The sequence below is a fragment of the Psychrobacter sp. genome (assembly GCF_041554015.1).
GTDB lineage: Bacteria > Pseudomonadota > Gammaproteobacteria > Pseudomonadales > Moraxellaceae > Psychrobacter.
Window position 1 is genome coordinate 1 of the sequence record NZ_JBFFMS010000027.1, and the last position, 12277, is coordinate 12277.

12 protein-coding genes are annotated in these 12277 nt (G+C 43.5%); 5 read left to right on the forward strand and 7 right to left on the reverse strand.

Going from position 1 to position 12277, the window contains the following annotated elements:
- Together rplI and ABYU67_RS08140 are read left to right on the forward strand one after the other, a co-directional pair.
- A partial coding sequence (gene rplI / locus ABYU67_RS08135) for a 50S ribosomal protein L9 (protein ID WP_372844499.1) occupies positions 1-288 on the forward strand: 288 nt, incomplete at its 5' end.
- Positions 289-510: 222 nt separating this feature from the next.
- On the forward strand, positions 511-753 hold the full coding sequence (locus ABYU67_RS08140) for a hypothetical protein (protein ID WP_372844500.1): 243 nt from the start codon (positions 511-513) through the stop codon (positions 751-753).
- Between the two features lie 27 nt (positions 754-780).
- Here ABYU67_RS08140 and ABYU67_RS08145 read toward each other — a convergent pair whose 3' ends face one another.
- The 3 genes from ABYU67_RS08145 to cobT are packed head-to-tail and all read right to left on the reverse strand — an operon-like array spanning position 781 to position 3278.
- Positions 781-1341: a histidine phosphatase family protein gene (locus ABYU67_RS08145; RefSeq protein WP_372844501.1), complete on the reverse strand. Its 561-nt coding sequence runs from the start codon at positions 1339-1341 to the stop codon at positions 781-783.
- Positions 1342-1377: 36 nt separating this feature from the next.
- Entirely contained in the window at positions 1378-2211 is an 834-nt protein-coding gene (cobS, locus tag ABYU67_RS08150; protein ID WP_372844502.1) for an adenosylcobinamide-GDP ribazoletransferase, read from the reverse strand.
- Positions 2211-3278, reverse strand: a complete 1068-nt coding sequence (gene cobT, locus ABYU67_RS08155; RefSeq protein WP_372844530.1) for a nicotinate-nucleotide--dimethylbenzimidazole phosphoribosyltransferase — start codon at positions 3276-3278, stop codon at positions 2211-2213. The genes cobS and cobT overlap by 1 nt, the downstream gene beginning before the upstream one ends.
- A gap of 222 nt (positions 3279-3500) precedes the next feature.
- On the opposite strand from cobT, the gene ABYU67_RS08160 reads away from it, so the two are divergent.
- From ABYU67_RS08160 to ABYU67_RS08170, 3 genes are all read left to right on the forward strand, one after another.
- Positions 3501-4859 carry a GntP family permease gene (locus ABYU67_RS08160; protein ID WP_372844503.1) on the forward strand — a complete coding sequence of 453 codons (1359 nt, stop codon included), beginning with the start codon at positions 3501-3503 and terminating at the stop codon, positions 4857-4859.
- Positions 4860-4972: 113 nt separating this feature from the next.
- Positions 4973-6109: a glycerate kinase gene (locus ABYU67_RS08165; protein WP_372844504.1), complete on the forward strand. Its 1137-nt coding sequence runs from the start codon at positions 4973-4975 to the stop codon at positions 6107-6109.
- 470 nt (positions 6110-6579) lie between these two features.
- Positions 6580-7404 (forward strand): enoyl-CoA hydratase, encoded by an 825-nt coding sequence (locus tag ABYU67_RS08170; RefSeq protein ID WP_372844505.1) that lies wholly within the window; start codon positions 6580-6582, stop codon positions 7402-7404.
- Between the two features lie 72 nt (positions 7405-7476).
- Here the strand turns inward: ABYU67_RS08170 and ABYU67_RS08175 are convergent, their stop codons facing one another.
- The 4 genes from ABYU67_RS08175 to ABYU67_RS08190 form a co-directional block, all read right to left on the reverse strand.
- Positions 7477-7905: a tetratricopeptide repeat protein gene (locus tag ABYU67_RS08175; protein WP_372844506.1), complete on the reverse strand. Its 429-nt coding sequence runs from the start codon at positions 7903-7905 to the stop codon at positions 7477-7479.
- A gap of 156 nt (positions 7906-8061) precedes the next feature.
- Complete coding sequence (locus ABYU67_RS08180) at positions 8062-8400, reverse strand: RidA family protein (protein WP_372844507.1); 339 nt, start codon at positions 8398-8400, stop codon at positions 8062-8064.
- Between the two features lie 62 nt (positions 8401-8462).
- Positions 8463-9713 (reverse strand): NAD(P)/FAD-dependent oxidoreductase, encoded by a 1251-nt coding sequence (locus tag ABYU67_RS08185; RefSeq protein ID WP_372844508.1) that lies wholly within the window; start codon positions 9711-9713, stop codon positions 8463-8465.
- Between the two features lie 236 nt (positions 9714-9949).
- Complete coding sequence (locus tag ABYU67_RS08190; RefSeq protein WP_372844509.1) at positions 9950-12151, reverse strand: ATP-dependent helicase; 2202 nt, start codon at positions 12149-12151, stop codon at positions 9950-9952.
- Positions 12152-12277 lie beyond the last annotated feature (126 nt).

Consider the following 12277-nt stretch of genomic DNA (forward strand, 5'->3'; position numbering starts at 1 on the left):
AATGTTATCATGCGCGCTAAATCAGGTGACGAAGGCAAGCTATTCGGCTCTATCGGTACTCGTGATATCGCTGAAGCATTGACTAACTCAGGTCTAGAAGTTGACCGTGCTGAAATCAAGCTACCTGAAGGCACGTTGCGTCAAATTGGTGAATACAATGTTGATATTCAACTACATCATGATGTGACCGCTACTATTCTAGTTACCATTCTTTCTGAAGATGGCGACAATGAAGATTTAGACGAAGACAACGCTACAGACGAAAACGAAGACTATTCTGAAGAGTAATCTTTAGCATACTAAGTTTTAGTCGCAATAAAAAACCAGCAACTTTAGGTTGCTGGTTTTTTTTGTGTTGATTTTAGACTCTAGTTTTTAGATTAATACTGATACAGACAGTAAACACTGTACACGCAATGATAAAATACTACCGATAAAGTCTTCTATATTTCCATGCTTCTGATTGCTATGCTAGCCTCATTTGATTGAACGAATGATATATAGGACACCATGATAAATACTGATGACACTTTACGCTGTATCCAAGGTAATGATTTTTATACCGAAGGCAAAATCTATAAGGTTGGTAGAATCGTTAATAATAAATATTTTCAAATATTAACCGATAACAATACTGACCATTGGTATGCAACCTTAGATGACAAAGGCATTTATGTGAGCTTTGATTCGGCTATAGCAGCAACTGAACGAGCCTGTTTTGAGAAAATCGATGATTTATCCCGTGGTGGTTAGTATTTTTTTAAACCATTTTTATCTTAACTATTTTGGTGAAATGTTGATACGATTCAAGGACAAGTAGGTAACAGAACGAGGCCAGTCAATTGCAAGGTTTGGTACTTTTTGACCAGCCGCTATTATCTTAGCGGCATTTATCCAACCAGCATGACCGATGACTAATACTGGATGACCTTTTTGCTCAACTGCAATTTTCTCCAACCAACTCTCCGCTCGATTAAACAGCTGCTGCAGACTTTCGCCATTATCAGGTGCATAGTCAGTAAAGTTATTACACCACTTATCAATATGTTGTTTCTCAATTTGCGCCCAAAACTTGCCATCCCACGCGCCAAAGTCAATTTCAGCTAGCTCAGGTGCAATCTGATACTGAAAACCGCGCTGTGCCAGTAGCTCCCCAACTTTTAATGAACGCTGTAACGGGCTGACCCAAATCACTTTTGGTAGTTGATGAAGACGGACAAAGCGCTGTATTTTATTAGCCAAGCGTTTTAGTTTACGTCTATCGACCTTTATATCTGTCTGTCCAATGCACAGTCCGTTAGTAGCAATAGGTTTGGGATGACGCCAAATATACAGAATCATAAGTGTGAGCATCCTTTTTTAACCATCTGTTGTACATCAGATAAGCGGTATAGAAGCCGCAAGTCCTATATAAATGGCAATCTCACTCAGTTGCTGAGTAGCGCCTAAACCATCACCCGTATAGCCATCCAAACGTCTGCGTAATAAACGGCGCATATAGTCCGTTGCTACTATGCCGAGCAATAAAGCCATTAGCCATTGCCATATACCTATCTGCTGCATGATATCTGGCAGTAGCCCTATCAGTAAAATAATAGCCAATAATAGCCAACCGCTGCTCAATAACCCCTGTAATAGCGTCAACTGCTGTGCCATCGGCTTGGCCTTAGCATGTTCAATCTCGCCGCCATAAGGCAACAAGGTAAGCAAACTGATACAGCATAAGCGTGATGCCGTATGTCCAATGATGAGAGCCGCGATAGCAACAAAAGTTGGCATAGTAGCAAGCAAGCTGATTTTGAGTAGCAGCGCGGACACCAGACCTAATACACCATACGTCCCTAAGCGTGAGTCTTTCATAATCGTGAGCGTACGCTCACGGGTCAAACCGCCGCCCAAGCCATCACAGCTATCAGCAAGTCCATCTTCATGAAAAGCCCCCGTCAGCTTAATACCAAAAGCAGTACTTAACACCGCTGCAACCAGTGGCGTAAATAGGAGACTGGCCAGCCAAAATACGCCTGCACAAAGCAGTCCAACCAGCAAGCCAACAGCGGGGAAATGGCGGCTGCTCTGGTGTAGCCACTGTGAATCGTAATCGGCAAACGGTGGCACGGGCAAGCGCGTTAAAAACTGTACAGCGACCAATAGCAATCGCGCTTCATAGCGAAGGCGCTGCAATACAGACGGCTTTGATGATGAGCGTGGCATCACTTACTTTGCTCACTGATACCAGCATCATTAAAGCTTGCCATCTCATTGATAATCGCACAAGCCGACTGAAGCAATGGATAAGCCAATGCCGCACCGCTACCCTCGCCTAGGCGCATCCCCATATTGAGTAATGGCTCAGCATTTAGCAGTTTTAATAAATGCGCGTGCCCTGGCTCAACTGAATGATGCGAAAAGATAGCATACTGCGCCACACCCGGCGCTAAACGTTCAGCGACCAGCAAAGCACTACTGGCGATAAAGCCATCTATTAATAAAATACGGCGCTCACTGGCAGCCTGAATCAGCGCCCCTGCCATCATAGCAATCTCAAGCCCGCCTAATGCAGCAAGTACGTCAAATGGCGCTCGTGCCTTACTATGACGCTCTAACACTTGCGTCAAAATATTTGCCTTGTGCTGTAATCCTGCATCATCCAGCCCTGTACCGCGACCGATACAATCAGCAAGGGATAAGTCGCCAAGTCTTGCCAGCAACAGACTTGCCGCTGAAGTATTACCAATACCCATCTCACCGACAATTAGCAGATTGCCTGCCATATTTTGAACCACCTTCATGCCGCTCTCTAACGCGACTAAGCATTCCGCCTCTGTCATAGCAGGCTCTGTCAGCGCATCTCGGCTACCATAACGAACTTTATAATCCAGCAATTGCGGATGGTCTTTAAAAGCAGAATTGCTAAAGTCAGTATCTACCCCAGCGTCAACAACCTTTAACTCAATATTATGCTGGCGTGCCAAGACATTGATAGCCGCGCCGCCTTGCAAAAAGTTATACACCATTTGCGCGGTCACAGCACTTGGGAAGGCTGATGTACCGTGTTTGGTCAGACCATGATTGGCAGCAAATACTCGGATTTGCGGCTGATCAATCTGCGGCGTAGTCGTCCCTTGAATCATACCCAATTGCAGCGCAAGACTCTCTAAGCGTCCCAGTGCGCCAAGTGGTTTGGTTTTTAGATCGATAATCTGTTGTAGCTGCTGACGCAGATCGTTATTATCGATATTGGGAATGGCTGGAGCAGTAAATTTGGTCAAAGCAATCATCCTACCTCTGGTACGTGTCAAACAAAAGACACATACTAGCAGAGTCTCTAGACTTTACTATGAATAAAATCAAATATGCGCCGAATAGATTCCCTAGCTACATGGATTTACTATAGAATATGCCCCTTTAAAAATTCATATGACTATTGCTGCTTAATGAGGTGTACACTACCTATGCTTCATCAGTAGTTATAAGATCTTAACCACCATATAGAGACCATCATGATCGTATTTTGGCTACTGCTGACCATTCTTTTTATTATTTTTGCCACCGCAAAACTCAAGTGGCATCCTTTTTTGGTATTGATATTATCCGCATTTTTGGTCGCGCTGTTTTACCAAGTACCGCTTAATACGGTCGCAAAAACCATCTCTGATGGCTTTGGTGGCATTTTAGGGTATATCGGTCTGGTGATTGTATTTGGTACTATTATCGGCTTAATCCTTGAAAAAACGGGTGCCGCCATCGTGATGGCAGAGACGGTCATCAAAGTCTTGGGACCACGCTTCCCGACTTTGACCATGTCTATCGTTGGTGCTGTGGTATCTGTACCTGTATTTTGCGACTCAGGCTATATTATTTTAAATTCGTTAAAAGAGTCTTTGGCTGAGCGCCTGAAGGTATCAAGCGTGGCAATGAGTATTGCCTTAGCAACTGGCTTATATGCCACTCATACCTTTGTACCGCCAACACCTGGTCCGATTGCAGCAGCAGGAAACTTGGGACTTGAGTCAAATTTGGGCTTGGTCATCATGGTTGGCGTGGTTGTAACAGCTGTTGCCGTCCTTGCTGGTTGGCTGTGGTCCAATCGCTTCCTTAACGCCACGCCTGACAATATCGATGCACTTGATGCTCCAGCTGCGACTGTGCCCGCTAATATGAAAACTCGTGACGAGTATAGCAAGCTACCATCAGCGACCATGGCGTTTTTACCTATTATCGTGCCGATCGTTTTGATTTGCTTATCGTCTGTTGCCAATTTACCAAGCGCACCATTTGGTGCTGGCAGCCTCACAGACATCTTAGTATTTATTGGTAATCCTCTCACTGCCTTACTGATTGGTTTATTCTTATCATTTTTACTCATCAATACTGAACAAAAAACGCAGCAAATCAGCGACAGTATTTCTCAAGGCTTGGTGGTCGCAGCGCCTATTCTGTTAATCACTGGTGCTGGTGGCGCGTTTGGCGCTATGCTAAAGGTCACCCCAATTGGCGACTATTTAGGCACGACGTTATCCGCCTTGGGGCTTGGTATCTTTATGCCGTTTATCGTCTCTGCTGCCCTAAAAACAGCACAAGGCTCAACCACGGTTGCCTTAGTGACCACCTCTGCGATGGTTGCACCGTTATTGGGTCAAATAGGTCTCGATAGTGAGCTTGGCCGTGTATTTTGTGTGATGGCTATTGGTGCAGGCGCCATGACTATTTCTCATGCTAACGATAGCTTCTTTTGGATTGTAAGCCAGTTTAGCCGTATGAGTGTGGCGCAGGCTTATAAAGCCCATTCTATGGCGACTGGTATTCAAGGCGTGACCAGCATCATCTTTATCTGGTTACTAACCTTGGTATTTATTTAACGTCTTAAATAAATGGTTGTAAGTTAAATCATTAAAAACTAGATCATTGAAAGTTAAGTTGTTGAAAGTTACGTTATTAACATAGATTTAGAGAAATACTTAAAGAGAAAGTCATGAAAATTTTGATCGCCCCTGACTCATTTAAAGAAAGCTTAGACGCGCTAGATGTTTGCCATGCTATCCAATCTGGCTTTAGTCAAGTATTCCCTGACGCTGACTATACGCTACTGCCCATGGCAGATGGCGGCGAAGGCACCTCTGCGGTATTGTCTTATGTGCTAGGCGGGCGCTGGAAAGAAGTGGTGGTCAATGATCCCTTAATGCGCCCTATTAACGCCAAGTATTTATTGCTGCCTGATGCAACTGCTGTTATCGAAATCGCGCAAGCGTGTGGCTTACATCTATTGACTGCCGCAGAGCGTAACCCTGTCGTCGCCAGCAGTTATGGCGTCGGTGAGCTGATTGCCGATGCACTAAATGAAGGTGTTAAGCGTATCATCATCGGTCTTGGTGGTAGTGCTACCAATGATGCGGGGCTTGGCATGCTGATGGCGCTTGGCATGACGTTTCATGATAGCGATGACAATGTACTGAGCCACGGCGGCGGCGCGCTTGCCAACTTGCAACGATTGGACGCTAAAAGCTTTCATACTGGTGTGCTAGATACCGTCTTTGAAGTCGCTTGTGATGTCACCAATCCTTTATGTGGGGCATTGGGTGCCAGCGCGATATTTGGCCCTCAAAAAGGCGCTAGCTTGCAACAGGTCAACGTCTTAGATAAGGCGCTCAGTCACTTTGCCAATATGTGTGGTCATCATGGTTATAAAGACTGCCAGCATGTCGAAGGTGCGGGCGCTGCAGGTGGTCTTGGCTATGCGTTAATGAGCTTTTGCCAAGCTGAGTTAAAGTCAGGTTTTGATACAGTGGCAGAAGTTGCCAACTTATCACAGCATATCGCCGATGCAGACTTGGTCATCACGGGTGAAGGCAAGCTTGACGCGCAGTCTGCGATGGGCAAGGTGGCTGGCGGTATTAGCCAAATCGCCAAAACCAGCCATACGCCCGTGATTGCTATTTGCGGTAGTGTGGATGGGCTAGAGCCGGCGCAGACCAGTCAGTTTGATGTCATTATGCCCAGTATCCAAAAGCTAGCGTCCATCGATACTATCTTTAAAAACGCTCATCGTAATATTGAAATCACTGCTTCCAATATTGCTGCAGCAATAAAACTTGGGCAAAGCATCAACTAGGCTTTATACGGCTATTTCAGATACTCTTTTAGACGCTTTTATAGCCATTTTTGCACCTCATTGAGGACGGTTTGCATTCTATTTGGTAGTACCTGTTGGCGGCGTACAGCAAGGTACAAGACTTTATTATAAAATCTCATGCCAAATAAATACTTTAAAATATAAAAATAGCGCTCTTATCATATAAGGGCGCTATTTTTATGTGAGCTATCTCAGCATCACTAACCTATTACTTAACCAAGTAAGCATGCTACTATTTGGATTATTATTTAATTAGCTTTTACACTTTTATCTTAAGTTTAAATATAGTCGATTTTGAACAAAACAAATACGCCATACTATAACGCGGAACTGTTATAAATTTTTCTGGCTTGCTGTGCCTACGCCGACAGAGGCTGCGTAAAATTTATCCCAGTCCCGCTGTATCGTTTTAATACTGAATTCACTATACCTATTATCAAGGACGATAAATGAGCCAGTTTAACCCTATTCAATCAGCGACTCCCTCGACGAATACCAATGAGCCATTGGTTATTAGAGAAAACTTAGGCAGCGTTGTAACGTTAACACTGAACAGTCCCAAACAATTTAATGCGTTATCGGTTGAATTGTTAGCTGCGATGCAAGCGGAGCTGGACAGGATTGCCCAAGACGCAACCATACAAGTGCTGGTGATTGCCGCAAATGGCAAAGCATTTTGTGCTGGTCATAATTTAAAAGAAATGCGCGCCAATCCAGAGGAAGCATTTCAGCGTGCGTTATTCGAGCAATGTAGTCAGATGATGCTGACCATCAATCGTATGCCGCAAGTGGTGATAGCTAAGGTACAAGGCATCGCTACTGCTGCTGGCTGTCAACTGGTCGCAGCCTGTGACCTAGCTGTTGCCTCGGACAATGCCAAATTTGCCACCTCTGGTATCAATGTAGGTCTGTTTTGTTCTACCCCTGCCGTCGCTGTCAGTCGCAACCTCTCTCGTAAACACGCATTTGAGATGCTGATTACCGGTGAGTTTATCGATGCCCATACCGCACTACAGCAAGGATTGATCAATCGGGTAGCAAGCGCTGAGCAGTTAGAGCAGACACTACAGTCTCTGATAGACGCCATCACCGCTAAATCCTCAGTCGCGCTAACCACTGGCAAAACCATGTTCTATAAGCAACTAGATATGGAATTGGCAGAGGCTTATGAGTATGCCAGCGAGGTGATGAGCTGCAATATGATGGCGGAGGATGTGAGCGAAGGCATTGATGCCTTTATCGAAAAGCGTCCTGCCGTATGGACAGGACGATAAGAGCGATATAATGATTTTATAATGTAAAATACTTCTGCTTGCTTTGACAGCGCCACTTTTTTAAATCGATAACTAAGGTTGCTCAGCCAGTAATTTGGCAAGCATCTGATTTATCTCACTTTTAAATGCTTTATCGTCGAGCTTACTGGCAGTTATTTTAGCACTCTGTAAGCTCTTAATTGCTGCCTCCGTCTGTCCAAGCTCATTCTGTAGCTCAGCCATTGAAAAGGCTATCGACGATAAATGCTCTTTTGAATCAATTGCAGCGGCTTTATCCAAGGCTTTTTGGTAAATAACCAGCGCCTCATCCAAATCTTCCGTAAAATCAGCCAATGTCTCCCACTGCTCCGGATGATCCTTATTGCCTTTCTCGTTTTCAATACATAAGTCTTTTAACTGTACATATAATGTATCAAATGCCTTTTTATCATTGGCACTGTCCGCTTCTAATAGCTTTTCTGCCAACACATAAATTGAATGATAGATTTTAGTATTAATCATTTTTTATAACCCTTTTTTGCTACTTATCAGATAACTGTCAATACTGTCAACGAGGTTGATTATAGACTATTTGCATGCGTCGCTCATCAAAAAGGGCATGATAGTCATATCATGCCCTCTCATTATTATTCAGTTTTAGGTAGCAGGTACTGGTATTTACTCAGCAGCGATGGCAATCATCTCAACCAATAGCTCAGGACGTGCCAATGCCGACTCGCCACAAGCACGAGCTGGTGGCTGTACGCCTTCAAACCACTTATCCCACACTTCATTCATGGCGGCAAAATCTGACATATCTTTTATCCAGACAGTCACTGACAGTAGCTTTGATTTGTCGCTACCCACTTCTTCTAACAAGGCTTGTATCTTTTCTAAACACGTCAATGTTTGGGCTTGAATGTCATCATCGCTATTACCTACTTGACCACATAGATAAACAGTCTGATTATGAACCACAATTTTACTCATACGTTGATTGCTATGGAGCTTTTGCATGGATTATTATCCTTAATTTTTAATACTTGAAAATATATAAATGACTCAAGTTTTATGACATCTTACTGGCGAGAAAAGCGATCAGCGCTAAAGGGCTTGATATCGACCAGCAATGGCTTTTCATGGATCATCTCTTCAACCAGACGACCGGTCATCGGTCCTAAGGTGAAGCCTTGATGACTGTGACCAAAGGCAAACCACAATTTATCGTGCTTAGGCGCAGGACCAATAACTGGCTTCATATCTGGCATACAAGGACGCGAGCCTGCCCATGCTTCGCTCTCAACTGCATCTTCTAATGGCAAGATTTTTCGCGCCAGTTTAAGCACGGTTTTTAACTGTCCAAAATTCTTTGGCGCATTCATGGTCGTCATCTCAGCACCAGTGGTAATACGGATACCTTGCTGCATTGGTCCCATGACAAAGCCTTTATCCATATCAAACATACTATGATGGATGGTGTTCTTTTCATTGACTTTAAAATGCTGATGATAGCCGCGCATCGGGAATAATGGTAAATCATAACCAAGCGGCTTGATGAGATCATTTGACCAAGGGCCTGCTGCGATGACTAATTTATCACTATAGAAAGTCTCGGTATCGGTGACAATCTTCCAGCCGCCCTCTTCTTGTACGATTTCTTGAACGCCAGTCTCTTTAATGGTGCCGCCCATTTCTTGGAAATTTTTTGCATAGGCTTTGACCAGAAAGCTTGGGTTTGAGACCTGCCAAGAGTTAAGCCAATGAATTGCGCCGACGAACTCATCAAAATTGGCGCTAGGCTCCATGACTCTTAACTCTTCAACCGTCAATACCTTGTGCTCAACACCTTGATTACGCGCATCGATAGCAGAAGCAATAGCTTCTTTAAAGGTGTCTTCAGAGCGATGCAGCTGCAACCAGCCATCACGGGTAATCAGCTCATCTGCGCCAGAAGCACTAATCATGGTCTGATGCTCGCTGGTGCAATGCTCAATCAGTGTCTGCCACTCGCTTTCGATTTTTTTGACTGAAGCTGGGGTAGAGTATTTCCAGTACTGTAGTAGCGCTTGATGATAACGCAAAATCGCAGGTATACGATAGCGGATATCAGTCCCTTGGTTTGGCAATACGCGTATCATTTCAGTCAACTGACGTGGAAACGGATGCGTGTGAATCGCCTCGCGCTGAATCAAGCCAGCATTGCCATATGAAGTCTCTGAACCCGGTAGCTTTTTGTCTATAAGTAAAACTTCAGCATTGTTCTTTTGTAGATGCCAAGCAACCGAGGTGCCAACCATACCTGCACCGATAACGATAACTTCATGACGCATAACATATCCTTTTTTTATGGCTTTGATACAGAATGTCAAATAGATGAATATAATGGACAAGGTAGTCATAGTAACGCATTGACGGATATTTTAAACCCTTATCTAATAAATATTTTTACTATTCCATACTTTTTTTTATGCGATTTTATCTAAGGTATTTTTGATAGGAATAATAACAACATATTACAAAACAAAAGTTTTATCTAAGCTATTTTTAGCCCTTATAGTTGCCTTTATTACCACCAAACTGGATCAGGACTCTTGTCTAAAGGCTGTTTTACCGTTGCCACCGTTATTTTATCAGCTGCTATTTCAGCGATAAACCGTGATACCTTGTCAAAATAGCCTGAATAGCTTGAGAAATACTCAGGTGCCGTTAAAAATAGCCTACTCTTAGCGCGACTACAAGCAACATAAAACAGCTTGCGCTCTTCTTCTAATTCTTCAAAATCGCTTAGCGAGCGGTAATGCGGCGTCATACCATCGACCAATGAGTTGACAAACACTACTGGCCACTCAAGCCCTTTGGCGCTATGAATGGTCGATATCATCACTTTGTCACTATTCTCGTCCCCACTTTCATCCCCTGTCTCGGACGCGGCGGTCGTGGCAATAGAGTCATTGGGCGGATCAAGTGCCAGATTTTCTAAAAATTTATCCAGACTGTCATGCTCTGTGGCTAAATTTTTTAGGACCCGAAAATCTTCACTACGCTCGCGCCAATTGTCCTCATTAATCTTTAAAACGGGCATATAAAAATCCAGAATCAGCTCGATAATAACTTCGACCGACTCTGCTTGACTGGCTTTATTTAGCATCTGATAAAGTGGCTCAAGTTGGGTGCTTTTTTTGGCAAACTTTGCCGTTATCAATGGCTCAAAAGAATTGTTGTCGGCGTTGATTGCTTGGGTCAAGCGCGTCGCGGTCACAGACCCTACCCCTTTAAATAAGGTCAAAATACGGTGCCATGCAATGGTATCATTCGGGTTATAAAGAATTTTGACAAACGCCAAGACGTCTTTTATATGGCGTCTTTCAATAAAACGAATACCACCTACGACAATAAACGGAATATTGCGCTCCATAAATTCAAGCTGAACGTAGTTGGACTGAAAAGACGTTCGGCATAATATGGCAAAATCCTCATAATCATAATCCGGTTTTAATTCAATAATTTTGTCAGCGATATATCTTGCCTCGCGGGTTTCATCGCTAAGTCGGCGAAATACCGGCTTTATACCTTCTATCGACACGTCAGAATACAACTGCTTTTGATAGCCAAAGGTGATTTGAGTAGATAAAGCATTGATATAATCAAGCACCGCTGGGGTACTACGATAATTTTGTTCAAGTTTGATCAGCTTAGCTTCAGGGTAGCTCTCGCCAAACAGTAGAATATTTTCATAATTGGCACCGCGAAAGGCATAAATACTTTGATTATCATCGCCAACGACCATCAGCGACACTGATGCAGGCGCACAGATAAGATCAATCAGCTCTTTTTGCGGAATATTGGTGTCCTGATATTCATCGACCATGATGTAGCGATACTGATTTTGTAGCAGCTGACGAAAAGTATCATTGGTCTTTAGATGGCGTACCACTTGGCTAATGATGTCATCAAAATCATATAAGTGGTTGGCGCGCTTATACTCATGAAAATCAACGGCCAATTGTTCAATGACGGGAATATGGACGGCGATATCAGGATAACTGTTTTCTATTAAGTCACGTATATGAATGCGGCGATTTCTAGAAGTTGAAAAGATATTCTGTAAGGTTTTTTTGCGCGGAAATGCTTGACTGGTTACCTTGGTCGGATACTTTTTTTCTTTATGAATGAGATCAATAGCATCTTCACTGTCGCCCGTATCTAAGATAGTAAATCTCGGATTGATACCCAGTAGCCCCGAGTATTGGCGCAACAGCATATTGCAAAAAGAATGAAAAGTGCCACTGGTAATGTCATTTAAAGCTTTGTTTTTTGGCAATCTATCTTCTGCCAAGCTCTCATTTAACCCTTGAGCAAAAAATGGTGTGCTTGCCAGCAGTTTTTTAGCCCGTCCTTTGATTTCATTAGCGGCTTTACGGGTAAAGGTTAATAGTAAAATCTCTTTTGGCGAGACGCCATTTTCTATCAAATAACTGGTTCTATAGGTCAAAGTCTTGGTTTTGCCAGATCCCGCACCAGCAATCACCAATACCTTGCCATCAATAGTGGTGGCAGCCAATAGCTGATTGGCATTAAGCTCGCTGGCATAATCTACTTGCAACCCTAAATGACTGGCAAGCCTTTGATCTAATACCTCGGCATCGGCATTGATCAAATTGGCTTCAAGCTTTTTGATCGCCTGCTCGAGCCGCATAAGCTTTGGTTTCATCTCCATGAAATTTTGCGGATAATTATAATGGTGAGTGGCAAAAATGGTCGTGGTCATTATGGGATACTACCTTTGATAGGGTTTGGCGCGCCATTCATTATAAAGTAAGATGATGATTTTAGGGGCGGTCTTAATATTAGTAGATGGTATTAGTGGATGGACACCATACACTCATTGACTATA